Source organism: Tenacibaculum sp. SSH1-16 (genome assembly GCF_040104435.1).
In the GTDB taxonomy this organism is placed as follows: Bacteria; Bacteroidota; Bacteroidia; order Flavobacteriales; family Flavobacteriaceae; genus Polaribacter; species Polaribacter mesophilus.
Map to the genome: position 1 here is coordinate 19,011 of NZ_JBECOV010000007.1, position 15,278 is coordinate 34,288.

17 protein-coding genes are annotated in these 15,278 nt (G+C 30.7%); 9 read left to right on the top strand and 8 right to left on the bottom strand.

Annotated features, from left to right (window positions below; all coding sequences use genetic code 11):
- The first annotated feature begins 142 nt into the window (after positions 1 to 142).
- Positions 143 to 1,015 (top strand): cation diffusion facilitator family transporter, encoded by an 873-nt coding sequence (locus tag ABMY20_RS10110; RefSeq protein WP_349265213.1) that lies wholly within the window; start codon positions 143 to 145, stop codon positions 1,013 to 1,015.
- Positions 1,016 to 1,044: 29 nt separating this feature from the next.
- On the opposite strand, the gene ABMY20_RS10115 is transcribed toward ABMY20_RS10110, so the two are convergent.
- Positions 1,045 to 1,677, bottom strand: a complete 633-nt coding sequence (locus ABMY20_RS10115) for a 7-carboxy-7-deazaguanine synthase QueE (RefSeq protein ID WP_047789407.1) — start codon at positions 1,675 to 1,677, stop codon at positions 1,045 to 1,047.
- Between the two features lie 86 nt (positions 1,678 to 1,763).
- Here ABMY20_RS10115 and ABMY20_RS10120 point away from each other — a divergent pair, with 86 nt between their 5' ends.
- The 4 genes from ABMY20_RS10120 (at position 1,764) to ABMY20_RS10135 (ending at position 4,873) form a co-directional block, all read left to right on the top strand.
- The gene (locus ABMY20_RS10120; protein WP_349265214.1) at positions 1,764 to 3,284 is read left to right on the top strand and encodes a helicase HerA-like domain-containing protein; all 1,521 of its coding nucleotides are present in this window, start codon (positions 1,764 to 1,766) and stop codon (positions 3,282 to 3,284) included.
- Between the two features lie 41 nt (positions 3,285 to 3,325).
- Positions 3,326 to 3,886 carry a hypothetical protein gene (locus ABMY20_RS10125; protein ID WP_047789409.1) on the top strand — a complete coding sequence of 187 codons (561 nt, stop codon included), beginning with the start codon at positions 3,326 to 3,328 and terminating at the stop codon, positions 3,884 to 3,886.
- Between the two features lie 65 nt (positions 3,887 to 3,951).
- Entirely contained in the window at positions 3,952 to 4,494 is a 543-nt protein-coding gene (locus ABMY20_RS10130; protein ID WP_349265215.1) for a hypothetical protein, read from the top strand.
- Between the two features lie 10 nt (positions 4,495 to 4,504).
- Positions 4,505 to 4,873 carry a cupin domain-containing protein gene (locus tag ABMY20_RS10135; RefSeq protein WP_159611680.1) on the top strand — a complete coding sequence of 123 codons (369 nt, stop codon included), beginning with the start codon at positions 4,505 to 4,507 and terminating at the stop codon, positions 4,871 to 4,873.
- Here ABMY20_RS10135 and ABMY20_RS10140 read toward each other — a convergent pair.
- On the bottom strand, positions 4,841 to 5,530 hold the full coding sequence (locus tag ABMY20_RS10140) for a ZIP family metal transporter (RefSeq protein WP_173360054.1): 690 nt from the start codon (positions 5,528 to 5,530) through the stop codon (positions 4,841 to 4,843). The genes ABMY20_RS10135 and ABMY20_RS10140 overlap by 33 nt on opposite strands.
- Positions 5,527 to 6,252: a class I SAM-dependent methyltransferase gene (locus tag ABMY20_RS10145; RefSeq protein ID WP_047790155.1), complete on the bottom strand. Its 726-nt coding sequence runs from the start codon at positions 6,250 to 6,252 to the stop codon at positions 5,527 to 5,529. The genes ABMY20_RS10140 and ABMY20_RS10145 overlap by 4 nt, the downstream gene beginning before the upstream one ends.
- A 113-nt stretch (positions 6,253 to 6,365) precedes the next feature.
- On the opposite strand from ABMY20_RS10145, the gene ABMY20_RS10150 reads away from it, so the two are divergent.
- Positions 6,366 to 7,547, top strand: a complete 1,182-nt coding sequence (locus tag ABMY20_RS10150; RefSeq protein ID WP_047790156.1) for a class I SAM-dependent RNA methyltransferase — start codon at positions 6,366 to 6,368, stop codon at positions 7,545 to 7,547.
- Positions 7,548 to 7,634: 87 nt separating this feature from the next.
- On the opposite strand, the gene ABMY20_RS10155 is transcribed toward ABMY20_RS10150, so the two are convergent.
- From ABMY20_RS10155 to ABMY20_RS10175, 5 genes are all read right to left on the bottom strand, one after another.
- Positions 7,635 to 8,405 carry a pentapeptide repeat-containing protein gene (locus ABMY20_RS10155; protein ID WP_047789031.1) on the bottom strand — a complete coding sequence of 257 codons (771 nt, stop codon included), beginning with the start codon at positions 8,403 to 8,405 and terminating at the stop codon, positions 7,635 to 7,637.
- A 119-nt stretch (positions 8,406 to 8,524) separates the two neighbouring features.
- Positions 8,525 to 8,797, bottom strand: a complete 273-nt coding sequence (locus ABMY20_RS10160) for an HU family DNA-binding protein (RefSeq protein ID WP_047789030.1) — start codon at positions 8,795 to 8,797, stop codon at positions 8,525 to 8,527.
- 186 nt (positions 8,798 to 8,983) lie between these two features.
- Positions 8,984 to 9,928, bottom strand: coding sequence for a methionyl-tRNA formyltransferase (gene fmt / locus ABMY20_RS10165; RefSeq protein WP_349265216.1), 945 nt, complete (start codon positions 9,926 to 9,928; stop codon positions 8,984 to 8,986).
- Positions 9,929 to 11,815: an ATP-dependent DNA helicase RecQ gene (locus ABMY20_RS10170; RefSeq protein ID WP_349265217.1), complete on the bottom strand. Its 1,887-nt coding sequence runs from the start codon at positions 11,813 to 11,815 to the stop codon at positions 9,929 to 9,931.
- A complete protein-coding gene (locus ABMY20_RS10175) occupies positions 11,808 to 12,350 on the bottom strand; it encodes an ATP-binding protein (RefSeq protein ID WP_047789027.1) in 543 nt (180 codons plus the stop codon). Before ABMY20_RS10175 ends, ABMY20_RS10170 begins: the two co-directional genes overlap by 8 nt.
- 114 nt (positions 12,351 to 12,464) lie before the next feature.
- Between ABMY20_RS10175 and ABMY20_RS10180 the strand changes: the two genes are divergently transcribed.
- From ABMY20_RS10180 to ABMY20_RS10190, 3 genes are all read left to right on the top strand, one after another.
- On the top strand, positions 12,465 to 12,746 hold the full coding sequence (locus ABMY20_RS10180) for a DUF493 family protein (protein WP_047789026.1): 282 nt from the start codon (positions 12,465 to 12,467) through the stop codon (positions 12,744 to 12,746).
- A 246-nt stretch (positions 12,747 to 12,992) separates the two neighbouring features.
- Positions 12,993 to 13,850 (top strand): hypothetical protein, encoded by an 858-nt coding sequence (locus tag ABMY20_RS10185; protein WP_047789025.1) that lies wholly within the window; start codon positions 12,993 to 12,995, stop codon positions 13,848 to 13,850.
- Positions 13,813 to 15,189, top strand: coding sequence for a peptidylprolyl isomerase (locus ABMY20_RS10190; protein ID WP_239180557.1), 1,377 nt, complete (start codon positions 13,813 to 13,815; stop codon positions 15,187 to 15,189). The genes ABMY20_RS10185 and ABMY20_RS10190 overlap by 38 nt, the downstream gene beginning before the upstream one ends.
- The last annotated feature ends 89 nt before the right edge of the window (positions 15,190 to 15,278 follow it).

Genomic DNA, 15,278 nt, shown 5'->3' on the forward strand with positions numbered 1-15,278 from the left:
CGTTATTAACTATTAATTGTTGTTAAAGTGGTAGTTTTATAAACTATCCAAAGGACTCGCCAACTGGCGAGTCTTTTTTTTTCAATACATTTCAATTACCTTCGTACTACCTCATAAAAAGAGATTGTAATATTATAACTTCATGAGTAAAGAAGAATTAACTATAAAAACCACCTATTTTAGTATTTTAAGCAATACTAGTTTAGCAATTATTAAAGGATTAGCAGGTATTTTCGGAAACTCATACGCATTAATAGCAGATGCAATTGAATCTACTACCGATATTTTTTCTTCTCTTTTAGTGTTGTTAGGGTTGAAATATGCGAAAAGACCTGCAGATAAAAATCACCCATACGGACACGGAAAAATAGAACCTTTAATCACCTTTGTAGTAGTAGCTTTTTTGGTAACTTCGGCTACAATTATTGCCTATGAAAGTATACAGAATATCCAAACTCCACACAAAACTCCTAAACCGTGGACGTTACTTGTTTTAGGAGCAATTATTATTTGGAAAGAAATATCTTTTCAAGTGGTTATCAGAAAGAGTAAAGAAACCAATAGTTCTTCCTTAAAAGCAGATGCGTGGCATCATAGAAGTGATGCAATTACTTCTTTAATGGCATTTATAGGGATTTCAATAGCACTTATTTTTAAAGAAGGTTATGAAACTGCTGATGATTGGGCAGCTTTATTGGCTTCGTTCTTTATTTTATACAATAGTTATCTAATTTTTAGACCAGCTTTGGGTGAAATAATGGATGAACATGTATATGACGATTTAATAGAAGAAATAAGAGAAAAATCTATGGAAGTAGCAGGTGTTTTAGGAACAGAAAAATGCTTTGTTCGTAAAGCAGGAATGAAATATCATGTAGATTTACATGCCATTGTAGATAGTACTATTACAGTAAAAGAAGGACACGATATTGCTCATAAATTAAAAGACTATTTAAGAGAAAAACTCCCAGACTTGGGGCATGTTTTAATTCATATAGAGCCTAATGAATATTAAAAAAGCAACCTAACTAGGTTGCTTTTTGTTTATGGTATATTTAAATACTTATGGGTTTGTAAGGAAATTTTCCATTGTGGATGCTCCATCACATAATCAATAATTTGTGGAGTCATTTTTTCCTTTTTACTCCATTCAGGTTGTAAAAACAACTTACATTTTTTACCAACTTTAGCGGCCTGTTCCTCAGCAAACTGAAAATCATTTTTATTATGAATAATCATTTTCAACTCATCTGCTTCTTGATAAGCACGTTCTAAAGGTAATTTTGTTTTTTTAGGCGATAAACAAAACCAATCCCAAACCCCAGAAAAGTCATACGCTCCAGAAGTTTCAATATGTGTTTTAATACCTTTTTCTTGAAGTTGCCCTGTAATATAGTCTAAACTCCACATTAAAGGCTCTCCACCTGTAATTACCACAGTTTCGGCATATTTCTTTGCATTTTCAACAATAATATCCGTTTTTGTAGGCGGATGTAAATTAGCATCCCAGCTTTCTTTTACATCACACCAATGGCAACCTACATCGCAACCACCAATACGAATAAAATAAGCAGCAGTACCAGTGTGTGCCCCTTCTCCCTGAATCGTGTAAAATTCTTCCATTAACGGAAGCATTTCTCCTGTATTAATTAACTCTTGTACTTCTTTTTTCAACATAAGAGTGCAAAGATAGGCAACATTAAAAATTAATGAATGATTTTTGTTACTTTTACGTGTTTTTATCACAAAAAAGGTCATAAATAATGAGTAAAACCGAAGAGTTTTTCAATTACATCAAAGAGGGCTATACAACAAAAGGAGAGTTTATTACGCTAGGAGCAGGAATGTTAGGAGAAGAAACTGTAACAAACGCTCATGTAAATATTTCTTTAAAAACATTAAACCGTCACGGATTAATAGCTGGAGCAACAGGAACAGGAAAAACAAAAACCTTACAAGTGCTGGCAGAAAACATGTCAGAAAAAGGAATACCTGTATTGTTAATGGATGTAAAAGGAGACTTAAGTGGATTAGCACAACCAAGTCCTGGGCATGCTAAGATTGATGAACGCCACGAAAAAATCGGAATACCATTTACTCCAACAAAATTTCCAATAGAAATTTTATCTATTTCAGAACAAAACGGAGTCCGTTTACGTGCTACAGTTTCTGAATTTGGACCTGTTTTATTATCACGTATTTTAGATTTGACTGAAACACAATCTGGAATTGTAGCGATTATTTTTAAATATTGTGATGATAACCAATTACCGTTATTAGACTTAAAAGACTTCAAGAAAATCCTTCAATACATAACCAATGAAGGAAAAGAAGAGATTAAAAAAGAATACGGACGAATTTCTACCGCAAGTACTGGGGCTATTCTTAGAAAAATTGTTGAAATTGAGCAACAAGGAGGTGATTTATTCTTCGGAGAAAAATCATTTGATGTTGACGATTTAACTCGTATTGATGAAAACGGACGTGGTGTTATTTCTGTACTACGTTTAACAGATATTCAAGATAGACCAAAACTGTTTTCAACCTTTATGCTACAGTTACTAGCTGAGGTATATGAAACTTTTCCAGAACAAGGAGATAGTGGTCGACCAGAATTGGTGATTTTTATAGATGAAGCCCATTTAGTATTTGATGAAGCTTCAAAAGCGTTGTTAAGTCAAATAGAAAGCATCGTAAAATTAATTCGATCTAAAGGAATAGGATTATACTTTGTAACACAAAATCCAAAAGATGTTCCGGAAGACGTATTAGCACAGTTAGGAATGAAGATTCAACATGCCTTACGTGCCTTTACAGCAAAAGATAGAAAAGCAATTAAATTAGCCGCAGAAAACTATCCAGATTCTGAATATTACGATACTAAAGAAGTATTAACACAGTTGGGAATAGGAGAGGCGTTGATTTCTGTATTAAATGAAAAAGGAATTCCAACACCATTGGCACGAACCATGTTACGTGCACCTATGAGTAGAATGGATGTATTAACAGATAAGGAAATTAAACAAGTTTTAGATAATTCAAGATTAATCCCGAAATACAACGATACTATTGATAGGGAAAGTGCTTACGAAATGCTAAACGAGAAGATAGAAAAAGTCAACAAAGAAAAAACTGAAGAAGCACGCAAAGAGGAGGAAGAAAAAACAAGAAGAAAATCTTCAACACGTAGTAGAAGCACACGTATGAACCCAATAGTAAAGGTATTAACCAGTGCTACCTTTATAAGAGCAGCCTTTGGAATTTTGAAAAAAGTAATAAAATAAGAAATACAAGAAATAGACGTTTTAAATATAAAAGAAGACAAATGAGAACATTTATGAAACCTTTAGTTATCGCAGTAATATCAGTACTATTTATCCAGTGTGGTAATAGCAAATTTGATATTGCTAAAGGAAAAGTAGGAAAGTTAACAACGAAAACAACTGTTAACGAAATAGAAAACGTATTTAAGCAAGACTCAGTAGTTAAAGTATTAAGTGAAGGGGCTAAAGGAAATAATCTTTTTCAAGAAGATGATAAGTATTTAGTATATGAAAAAGGAGGAAAGCATTTACTAACAATTACTCCAAAAGAACAATTAGACTCTACGTCAACAATTAAGAGTATTGAGATTTTTGATGATCGTTTTAAAACAAAATCAGGAGTAAATATAAAATCTACTTTTCAAGAAATTAATGCAAATACTAAGGTAAGTAAAGTAGAGTCATCATTTTCATCAGCAACCTTATTTATTGATGATTTAAACGCAACAATAACGATTGATAATGAAGATTTAGGCTTAAAAGAATTTAGTACTCAAAAAGTAACCAAAGAACAAATTCCAGATTTAGCCAAAATTAAATCATTTACTATTTGGTTTAACTAAAATATTTGAAGCCGAAACATATGTTTCGGCTTTTTAATTAATAACAGCTATGTAATTTTTAAAAGATGGAAGTAATAAAAATAGCATTTTTTGTATTGGGAGTTTTCTTTGGAGAAAACAGTAGGATAGGAGCGGAGAAAACAACCGTTACCATAAACCCAAATAAGCAAACAATAACCATAGTTCAAGAAAACATATTTGCACTTATAGCGAATGAAGCAGATAGTATGCAAGTTAGTACAGAGCTAGAAAAGGTGATAGCAAGAAATTGGAGAAAAGAAATAGAAACCTATCCATCAAAATCATGTACTTTTTATGTTACTGATAAAGGGGATTTAAACGCAAAAATTATACTGAAGTATCCTTCTGAAAATGTATTAAGAGATTTTGCTTTAGATTTTAATAAAGAAGCTAAAGAATTCTCTTTAATTAATATCCCTGATTGGAATGTTGAAACAGAAGATGGAGCATTAAAAGGAAATTATTGGCGATTTAGTGCAGACGACAGCTTTACTTTTGTTGTTACTCCTTTTAAAAACATGCCTGATAAGTTTAAAGACGCTAAAAGAAACCTTGCTCCAGTTTGGGAAGCTGAAAAGAATAGGTAAAAAATATATTATGAGTAAAAAATATAAGATTCAAAAAAGCCCGTTTGTAGTACCAACGACTGATGGAAAATTAATTGAAGAGCATTTTGGAAATGCTACTGATGGAAATTCAAAAGTAAGTATAGCACACATGATAGCACCTCCAGGCTGGAGTGAGCCTTTTCAAGCACCAGAATTTGAAGAATACACTTATATAATCAAAGGAAAAAAGCAATTCAATATTGATGGTGAAATTGTGGTGTTAGAAGCAGGACAATCGATTAAAATTGAAAAAAAGACACGTGTTCAATATTCTAATCCATTTACAGAACCCTGTGAGTATTTAGCAGTTTGTTTACCTGCTTTCTCAATGGGGTTGGTGCATAGAGAAGATAGTTAACAATATTCCTAAAATAATAGCAGCAAACTTTTGGTAGTTGAATTTATGGTTTTCCGTGCTTTCAAAAAGAATGATGGTTGAAATATGTAAAAACACTCCAACTATTAAAGCTGTAATTTCTGTATGGTATTGTTTTACTAAAAGAACGTTGTTAGATACTAAAATACCTAAGGGACTCATTAATGCAAATAAGGTTAAAAATAAAAAGACTGTTTTTTTAGAATACTTAGCATGTAATAAGAAGGTAGTTAAAACTATTGCAATAGGAATTTTGTGTACAACAATAGCCCATAATAAGTTGTCATCTGCATGATGAATAGGTAATCCTTCTGAAAAAGCGTGTACACACAAACTAATAAATAATAACCAAGGAAACTTAGACGAGTCAGAATGTAAATGTATATGTCCGTGTTCAGCACCTTTAGAAAAAGACTCTAATACCGATTGAATGATGATTCCCACTAAAATTAAAATACCAACTAATCTTGTGTTATTAGTGTAGAGATATACTTCTGGCAATAAATGTAAGATAGTTACTGAAAGTAAATAAGCGCCACTAAATGCTAATAATAAGCGAACGAAGGTATTACTAGGTTTTAGTGTAAAAACGAATAAAACACCTACTAAAACAGAAACAATTAGTAAAAAGTAACTCATTTAGCAACAATAATTAAGCGATCAGAAGATTGTGAATTAAACTCATTGAGACTGTAATCGCCAAAAACATGTGTTATTTGTAAATTGACACTATTAAAATATGATTGTAGTTTTTCTAAAGTTAAAAATTTTACACGCTCTGTATACGAGTGTGATTTTCCTTCAGCTGTAAAAGAAATATGTTTTAATATAAATCCGTCTTTAATTTCTTTTTTAATATTAAACTCAATACCATCAATAGTTTTTATTTCTTCTTTTATAAGTGTATTTTTTACTTTTTCAACATTTAAGAAGTCCAAGACAAATACACCGTTTTCTTTTAATCCGTTTTTAATACTTTTTAAAACAGCAATGTCTTCGTTATCATCTTCAAAATAACCAAAACTAGTAAAGAGATTAAATATAGCATCATATTTACTTTCAATAGGCTCTCGCATATCCCAAACTTCAAAATGAAGCGTGTCATTCTCAAACTGTTTGGCATGTTTAATACTATTTTTACTTAAATCACCACCCACAACGTCATATCCTAACGAGTTTAAGTATACTGCATGACGTCCTTTTCCACAGGGTAAATCAGCAATACGACTTAACTTAGGCAGTTGTAAGAAAGAAGTGATATTACGCATAAAAAACTGTGCATCGGCATCGTTTCTATGCTTGTATAAAATATGATAGTATGGTGTGTTAAACCACGAAGTAAACCAATCTGTTGTATTCATAATTATAAAGGTCTGCAAAAATACGCAAAACTTACGTTTTTTACATTCAAAGTGGAAAAGATTCATAACAACCCAAAATTAGCTGTACTTTTGCAATGAAATTTTACAGTTACATGGAAAAAGATTTTAAAATGACCGCCATAACCATGGCAGGTTTAGAAGGTGTTTTGGCAGACGAGTTACGTCAACTAGGAGCAATGGAAGTGAAAGAAGGAGTAAGGAGTGTTACTTTTAGAGGTGATAAAGGTTTTATGTACAAAGCAAATATAGCTTTACGTACTGCTATTCGTATTTTAAAACCAATTAAACGCAGTAAAATTTTTGATGAAGAAGATTTATACGAAGCAATTCAACGTGTAAAATGGGAACGTTTTTTGGATGTTGATGGAACGTTTGCGATAGGTTCGGTAGTAAATTCAAAAAACTTTACTTCAAATTCACATTATATTAGCTTAAAATCAAAGGATGCCATTGCTGATTATTTTATGCATAAGTATAAAAAGCGTCCGAATGTAGATTTAAAATATCCAGATGTAAAAGTTCATGTACATATTCACAAAGAATGGCTAACTATTTCGTTAGACTCATCAGGTGAATCGTTACACAAACGTGGATACCGAAGTGCTACGAATATTGCTCCGATTAATGAGGTATTGGCAGCAGGATTAATTTTACTTTCAGGATATAAAGGGGAAGAAAATTTTATTGACCCGATGTGTGGTTCAGGAACTATTTTGATTGAAGCTGCAATGATTGCGAATCAAATTCCTGCAAATATCAACCGTAAGCACTTTGCTTTTGAAAACTGGAAGGATTATGATGAAGATTTATACTTTGTTATTCAAGATTCGTTATTAAAGAAAATACGAAGTTCTCATTTCAAAATTATGGGGTTTGATAAGGCTCCATCGGCAGTTAGAAAAGCGCAGCAAAATATTATCAATGCTAATTTGGATGAGTTTATAGGAGTACATCACGTAAACTTTTTCAATTCTAAGAAAGAAGTATTTGGTAAAACTACAATTTTGTTCAATCCGCCTTATGGAGAGCGTTTAAATATTGATGTAGAAGAATTTTACAGAAAAATAGGAGACACCTTAAAGAATAACTATCCAAATTCAACTGCGTGGTTAATTACGTCGGATATTCAAGCGCTAAAGTTTGTAGGGTTACGAACGTCGAAAAGAATACCGCTTAAAAATGCAGATTTAGATTGCCGTTTTGTAAAGTATGAACTGTATGAAGGTAGTAAAAAAGCAAAGAAGAATTCTTCATTTAACGATGAAGAAGAATAAAAATAAAAACTCCGCTGAAAGGCGGAGTTTTTGTTTTTAGCGTAAGTATATTTTAACTCCTTTTATTATGAGAGGAGAGTATAAACCTTATCTTTTCATTAAGTACTTATTAAAACTTTTTCCGTTTATTTTAGTGTATTTAGAGTCTATATCAAAAGCTACTTCCATTCCAGTAATATCAAACTCTCCTGATACTTTTGTGTATTTAATATTTAAGTCTTCTTCAAACTTTACATTTCTAAATGATACACCATCTTTAAATTCGGTATATTTAAAAATAGCACTTTCATTGAAAACAGAGTTTTTAAAGCTTACAAAACGGTTAAAATCTGCATACTTAAATGTAGCTGGTTCCTCAAAAGAGGTGTTTTCGAAAGTAATATCTCTATCAAATTTTGCGTACTTAAATGTTGAGTCACCTTTAAATTTAGTGTTAGAAAAGTTTGTGTTTCTCTCAAAATCTGAATATTTAAACATCGCTTTTTGTTCAAAAGTACAATCTTTAAATACAACAATATCTTCAAAATTAGCAACAAAAGTATATCCACTTTTCTCATGAGGAATGTAGGCTAAAACATCATCATCAAAAACACAATTTACAAAAGAAACTTTATTTGTAATTTGTTTTTCAACGGTGTTAGATCCTCCATTATTCCACCAACTTTTTCTTTTAGGTAATTTAGGTAACGCTTCATTCATAAAAGTAAAGTCTAATGTACCTTTAATAGTAGTGTTAGAAATTTCTATTGCTTTTCCGTTTTTAACATCTCTCATAATGTCAGATGCATTTATAACTTTTTGAGCAAAAGCAGTTGAAAAGCAAAGTAAAAGTCCTGTAATAGTAACTATAATTTTCATTTTTAATGGTTTTTTAAGTTCTATATAAAAGACAACTAACTTTTGGTTTTTGTGACACTTAAAAAAAAACAGTATTTAGTTGCCTAAATACTGTTAGTATATTTTCTTAAAAGAGGATATTAGTTTACTGAGTCACTTAAACCAGCACCAGCTTTAAATTTAACTACGTTTTTAGCAGCAATTTTTATTTCTTTTCCTGTTTGAGGGTTTCTACCAGTTCTAGCAGCTCTCTTAGAAACAGACCAAGTTCCCCATCCAACTAAAGCAACTTTATCACCTTTCTTTAAAGTATTAGTTACGTTAGTAGTTAAAGAATCTAATGCAGCTTTAGCGGCAGCTTTAGAAATTCCTGCATCAGCAGCCATCGCATCGATTAAATCTGATTTGTTCATAATTTAAATAGATTTTAAAATTAATTAATATTTTTTTGCTTCAATAGCTCAACAAATATAGACGGAACGCGAGATTGTGCAAGATTTGACTTGAAAAAAATACTCTTTTGTTAATAAGTTACCTTAAATTGTTAATAACCACTCATCTTTTTTTGTTAAAAACGCTAAAACCCCATGGATAAAGGGCTAGAGAACTTTTGCATCTTTTTCGAATTGAAAACCGTTTAATAAACTCTGAACATCCATTAACTTTTTACCAGAAATTTTAATTTGATGAATATTTAAGTAACCATCTGTAACAGCAATTTTTAACTCCTTTTTAGTGGTAACGATAGCACCAACCTCAAGATTATGAGAAGTAGGGTCTTTACTAACTCCGTATATTTTAGCAGAAAGTTCATCATCTCCATTTACAATGGTAGTCCAAGCAGCAGGATATGGATTTAATCCGCGAATATGATTATAAATATCATTTAAAGATTTAGACCAATCTATCTTACAGTTATGAGGATATAATTTTGGAGCAGATTTCTCTTCTAATTCAGGTTGTTTAGTAGTTGTAACATCTCCTTTAGCAATTAAGTCTAAAGTTTCAGCAACGAGTTTAGCTCCTAAGTGCATTAATCTGTCGTGTAACTCACCAACAATTTCATTTTCTTTAATAGTTACCTCACTTTGTAATATGATTTCTCCTGTATCAATTTTATCATCAATAAAGAAAGTAGTAACACCTGTTTTCGTTTCGCCATTTATAATTGCCCAATTAATAGGTGCAGCACCACGATATTCTGGTAATAATGAAGCATGTAAATTAAAAGTACCATATTCTGGTAGTGCCCAAACGGATTTAGGTAACATTCTAAAAGCAACAACTACTTGTAAGTTAGCATCCCACTTTTTTAAATCTTCTTGGAATTCTTTGTTCTTTAAGTTTTTGGGTTGAAGAATAGGCAGGTTTTGAGAAAGTGCATATTTTTTTACAGCAGATTGATTAAGCTTACGACCTCTACCAGCAGGTTTATCTGGAGTAGTAATAACTCCTACTACATTATAATCATTCTCCACTAAATGCTGTAAAATAGTAGCAGCAAAATCAGGAGTTCCCATAAAAACGATGCGTAAATCTCTCATTTATTTTAAAAAGTATTTATTGTTTTTTGTGTGTATTTTTTCTTCGGAAAGAAGCTCTCGCAAAAGTATTAAAATGTTCGTTTCTTTTTCATTTAATAGCGAGCAGATTTCAGTAACTGTATAGGTTTTTTCTTTTTGTAAGTTAGAAAGAATATCTTTTTGGCTTACACTAGTTTTGTTTTTTCTTTGCAAACAAACATCACAGATTCCACAACTTTGAGAGCTGTGTTCACGAAAATAGGAAAGAAGTTGTATGCTTCTACAAACCGAATTGTTTTCTACAAACTGAAGTAAGTCTCTATTTTTTTGTTTTTTCTGTTTAATGTATTGTTTAATGTTTAGAGAAATTCGGTTGATGGTTTTATCATCTTCTCTAGGGTGTAAAAAGAAAAGTTCCGAATTGTTAGTAGCTTTTGTATAAGCTATTAATTCTTTTTGAGCTAACTTTTCTAAAGTATTGATTACGAACCAAGAGGTAGTACCTAGCTTTTTAGCAATGTAAAATTCATCAATTTTTACAGGGTTTTCAAAAATGCCACCATACATACGTAAAATTTGTTGGACAAAATTTTTAATTTGGGAGTTTTGATTTGTATGTGATATAACTTGTTTACTTGAGGCTAAAAACTGAACTGTAGATTTTTGTTGGAAGCTATGATTTAATTCAATAATGCCATTATTATTGAGTATTTGAAGAGCATTGAATGTTTTATTGGGGATGAAATTATACTTGTTACAAAAAGCTAAAAAATTAAAATCGAAAGCAGTTTCGATTAATTCACCTTTTGCAATTTGAAAATGTTGATATAGTTTTTGGTGAATAGTTTTTATTTCATCAATGGTTGGTAATGATTTTTCAAGTAATTCACTACTTAAAGAAATATCACTATCGTTAGTTAATACTACAGAGAAAGACTTTACTCCATCACGTCCACCACGACCCGCTTCTTGAATGTAGTTTTCAATAGAAAAAGGTAGGTTAAGATGAATAACAACTCGAACGTTGGGTTTGTCTATTCCCATACCAAAAGCATTGGTAGCAACTATAATTGGAGTTTTCTCTGTCATCCAATTATCAAAAGCTAACTTTTTTTCTACAGGAGAAAGACCTCCATGGTAAAAAGAACTTTTAAATCCATTAGCATTTAAGTAACTGCTAATTTCTTTCGTTTTACTACGAGTATTTACATATATAATTGAAGGAGCTTTTGTTTTAGTAAAAATCTGATTGAGCTTACCAAGCTTGTCTTCAGTTTTAAAAATTTGATAGGCTAAATTCTCTCTAAAAAAAGATTTTTTGAAAACGGTAGGTTTTTCTAATTCAAGAGAAGAAACAATATCTGAAATTACTTTTTGAGTTGCCGTAGCTGTTAAAGCAATTATAGGGATTGTTGGTAGTAACTCTTTTAAAACAGTAATCTCTTGATAAGAAGGACGGAAATCGTGTCCCCATTCAGATATACAATGTGCTTCATCAATAGCTATTAAGTTTACATTTAGTTGCTTTATTTTTTCTTGAATAAAACGAGATTGCAACCGTTCAGGAGAAATGTATACAAATTTGGTATTTCCAAACCGAATATTGTCAAAAAGCGTAATAATATCATCTTGTGTGCTTCCAGAAGGGATTAAAGTTGCTTTTATACCTTTATCAGTAAGGTTTGTAACTTGATCTTGCATCAAAGCAACTAAGGGAGAAACTACTATACAAACTCCTTCCTTAACCAATGCGGGTACTTGAAAACAAATAGACTTTCCACCTCCTGTAGGAAGTAAAGCAACAACATTGTTTCCTGTTAAAACTTCAGTAATTATTTCTTGTTGAGGTTTTCTAAAAGAAGTATAGCCCCAATAATGTTTTAATATTTGTAGCGATTTATCATACATCGTGTTTTAACGAATGTAAAATAAAATCACAGCGCTCTTGTACCGAACCAAAAGGAACATCAATAATATTATAGCCTACTTCCTCGTAAGCTTCTTTTAAAAAGGTATCTATTTTCACTGATTGCTCGAAGGTTTCATAACGTTCGTTGTCAGATTTATAAATAGCCTCCCAAGGAGCGCACATAAATACTTTATTGTATAAATATTTATTGCTTTTTTTAATAAAAACATCTGGGTAGTCAGAACCTAAATAATTCATATAAGCGTGTACATCAGGAATCCCTCTATCAAAAAAGATAATCTCGGCATCACTTTGGTGAGCTTCTAAGTACTGTTGCTCTCTTCCTTCTAATAATAGTTGGCTAAATAATAAAGGTTGCTCTAAAAAAAGTTGATCAATACCATCTTTTTGAGCTTTAAGTGTAACCTCTCTTGAAATCTCTGGCATACATTCATACCCACGTCTAATAAATTCTCTTAAAATAGAGGATTTACCTGTGCCAGGACCACCTATTAAAACTATTTTTTGTTGCATGGGGCAAAAATAAAAGTTTCAAGTTATAAATATAATAAATAGTGTAATTTTGTGCATCATCACTACATGCTTTAAATTTTTGATGAGTTTTTATAAAATAGTAATTTCTGAGTTATGCAAGATAGAGAAGCTTTTTACGCAAAATTAAAATCACAATTAGAAGATACCACAACGTTTCCAGCTAAGTATTTATATAAATTTATTGTTCCTACTGACGGTAGTCAGGAGAAAGAAGTACAAGACTTATTTAATAATGCTGGAGCAGTTATCAATACAAAAAAATCTAAAACAGGAAAATACGTAAGTGTATCAATACATATTACAGTAAAGAGTTCAAACGAAGTTATTTCGTATTATAAAAAAGCAGAGGCAATAAAAGGTATTATTTCTTTGTAAATTTATAACAAAAAAAGTTTTACACTTTCATTTTTGGATGTAGTTTTTCTTTTAAAAAAAGAAAAATTATGGCTAAAAATCTTTTACTAAGCTAAAAGTATGGCAAAGAACTTGATGCAATAAAAAAGATAAGTAATTATTTCTAGTAAGGAAAAGAATGATAAAAAAGCTATGAAACAACTATATGGTTAGAGTAAGAAAAGGGGATTAATAAAATTTAAGAATACGTTTAACCAATAATACAAAGTGAGAAAATATATTTTTTTAACAACATTATTTATAATCGTTTCATGTGATCTTGTTAGTTTAAAAACTAAAAGAGTTACGAGTGAAAGACCAATTGCTACTGTTTATAATAAACATCTATACAAAAAAGATATTGCTGGTTTATTGCCAAAAAATCTTTCACCCAAAGATAGTTTAGTTATAGTAAAAGGTTTGATTAATTCTTGGGCTAAACAAGAATTATTGTACATTAAAGCAGAAGAGAATATCTCAGAAGTAAACAGTGAAGAAATACAAAACTTAGTTAACGATTATAAAAAGAGTTTATACATTAACGGCTATAAAGAACGTTTGATAAAACAACAATTAGATACGGTTGTTACTGAGGAAGAAATAGAGTTGTATTATGAGGAAAATAAAGAGAATTTTAAAGTAAGTGAAGAACTTGTACAATTTGAATATGTACATTTTGGTAAAGATTACCTGGATAAAAAAGAAACAATAAAGCAGTTTAAGTCAGAAAAAGAAGAGGATAAAGAAGATTTAGAAAGACATTTATTAAATTTTAAATCATATCGATTACAAGATTCAACTTGGGTAACTTTTGAATATTTAAAGAAAAAAATTCCACCTTTTCGTAACGAAACGAAAGAAAACTTGTTAAAAATATCAAAATTCATACAAAAAGAAGATAGTTTAGGAGTATATTTGGTCGCTGTAAAAAATATGTTACCACAAAACGCTACGGCTCCACTGAGCTATGTAAGCGCTAGAATAAAACAGATTATTTTACATAAAAGAAAATTAGAATTAATACGAGATATTGAAAAAACGCTGATAAATGATGCAATTGAAAACAAGAACTTTAAAGAATATTAGTATAGTATTTACGTTGTTTTTAGCAGGCTTAACAACAGTTAATGCACAAGGAACAAAAGTAGATGGTGTTGCTGTGGTGGTAGGTAAAAACATTGTTTTAGATTCTGATATAGATAAGTTTAAGCAAGAAGTAGAGTTAAGAAGTGAAGGAAAAGTAAAGATATCTGACTGTGAAATGTTAGAAGAATTAATGCAACAAAAACTATTAGCTCATCATGCAATTATTGATAGTGTAACAGTATCTCAATCTGAAATTGATAGTAGAGTAGATAGAAGTATTGCTTTTTTTACACAAGAATATGGAAGTGAAGAAAAAGTGGTTGAAGCTTATGGTTTTAATGATGTTGAAGATTTAAAGAAAGAACTAGGTAGAGTTCAAAGAGAGAATTTACTAATAGAAAAAGAACAGCAAAAGATCACTGAAAATATTGACGTAACTCCAGAAGAAATTCGCATCTATTTTAAAGGATTACAAGATAAGGGAGAGCTTCCTGAAATACCAGCTGAAGTTCAATTGCAACAATTAGTAGTAAAAGCAGAACCAACAGAAGAAGAGAAAGAGCGAGTAATAAACAAATTAAAAGAAATAAAAAAAGAAATAGAAAACGGTGCAAGTTTTAAGTTGAAGGCAATTATTAACTCAGAAGATCCAGGAGTAGCTCAAAATGGTGGGAAATATGTAATTACAAAAGATAGTCCATTTATTAAAGAGTTTAAAGAAACAGCATTTTCATTGGATGTAAATCAAATCTCAGAGCCTATTAAATCAGCCTTCGGATACCATATACTTCAACTGCATAAAATTAAAGGTAATCAACGAGAAGTATCTCATATTTTAATGCAACCTGAAGTTTCTGATGAAAAATTAAATGAAACTAAAGAACAAATAGAAAAGATAGTAGCTGATATAAAAGAAGAGAAAATAACTTTTGAAGAAGCTGTAAAGAAATATTCTGAGGATGAAGAAACAAAAAATAGTGCAGGTATTATAATGAATCCTTATACTCAAGAACCAACTTTTGAGTTAACGAGAATGCCGCCTGAGCTATTCGCAAGAATTAGTGAGTTGAAAAAAGGTGATTTGTCTGATATTTTTTATGATGAAACACGAGAAGGAGAAAAAATGTATAAAGTAATCTTATTAAAAGATAAAACAGATACACATAAAGCTGATTTAGTAGATGACTATGTAAGAATGCAAGAATTTGCTCTTGCTAAGAAAAAAGAAGAAGAAATTACAAAATGGACCAAGGATAAAATCCAAGAAACTTACCTAAAATTAAGTAACGATTATAAGAAGTGTACTTTCAAGAAAGATTGGAAGAAAGAAAACAAATAAGAAATAATAAATTTAGTATATTGTCATTCCCGCGAGAGCGGGAATTTCATTTTATAAAAGTTTGTAATTAAATTTATTGAACAAAGAAA

What these genes read in the sequence shown, in the direction of transcription:
- ABMY20_RS10110 (WP_349265213.1), top strand. Translation starts at nt 143, where the DNA reads ATGAGTAAAGAAGAATTAACTATAAAAACCACCTATTTTAGTATTTTA.
- ABMY20_RS10115 (WP_047789407.1), bottom strand. Translation starts at nt 1,677, where the DNA reads ATGTTGAAAAAAGAAGTACAAGAGTTAATTAATACAGGAGAAATGCTT.
- ABMY20_RS10120 (WP_349265214.1), top strand. Translation starts at nt 1,764, where the DNA reads ATGAGTAAAACCGAAGAGTTTTTCAATTACATCAAAGAGGGCTATACA.
- ABMY20_RS10125 (WP_047789409.1), top strand. Translation starts at nt 3,326, where the DNA reads ATGAGAACATTTATGAAACCTTTAGTTATCGCAGTAATATCAGTACTA.
- ABMY20_RS10130 (WP_349265215.1), top strand. Translation starts at nt 3,952, where the DNA reads ATGGAAGTAATAAAAATAGCATTTTTTGTATTGGGAGTTTTCTTTGGA.
- ABMY20_RS10135 (WP_159611680.1), top strand. Translation starts at nt 4,505, where the DNA reads ATGAGTAAAAAATATAAGATTCAAAAAAGCCCGTTTGTAGTACCAACG.
- ABMY20_RS10140 (WP_173360054.1), bottom strand. Translation starts at nt 5,530, where the DNA reads ATGAGTTACTTTTTACTAATTGTTTCTGTTTTAGTAGGTGTTTTATTC.
- ABMY20_RS10145 (WP_047790155.1), bottom strand. Translation starts at nt 6,252, where the DNA reads ATGAATACAACAGATTGGTTTACTTCGTGGTTTAACACACCATACTAT.
- ABMY20_RS10150 (WP_047790156.1), top strand. Translation starts at nt 6,366, where the DNA reads ATGGAAAAAGATTTTAAAATGACCGCCATAACCATGGCAGGTTTAGAA.
- ABMY20_RS10155 (WP_047789031.1), bottom strand. Translation starts at nt 8,405, where the DNA reads ATGAAAATTATAGTTACTATTACAGGACTTTTACTTTGCTTTTCAACT.
- ABMY20_RS10160 (WP_047789030.1), bottom strand. Translation starts at nt 8,797, where the DNA reads ATGAACAAATCAGATTTAATCGATGCGATGGCTGCTGATGCAGGAATT.
- fmt (WP_349265216.1), bottom strand. Translation starts at nt 9,928, where the DNA reads ATGAGAGATTTACGCATCGTTTTTATGGGAACTCCTGATTTTGCTGCT.
- ABMY20_RS10170 (WP_349265217.1), bottom strand. Translation starts at nt 11,815, where the DNA reads ATGTATGATAAATCGCTACAAATATTAAAACATTATTGGGGCTATACT.
- ABMY20_RS10175 (WP_047789027.1), bottom strand. Translation starts at nt 12,350, where the DNA reads ATGCAACAAAAAATAGTTTTAATAGGTGGTCCTGGCACAGGTAAATCC.
- ABMY20_RS10180 (WP_047789026.1), top strand. Translation starts at nt 12,465, where the DNA reads ATGCAAGATAGAGAAGCTTTTTACGCAAAATTAAAATCACAATTAGAA.
- ABMY20_RS10190 (WP_239180557.1), top strand. Translation starts at nt 13,813, where the DNA reads ATGATGCAATTGAAAACAAGAACTTTAAAGAATATTAGTATAGTATTT.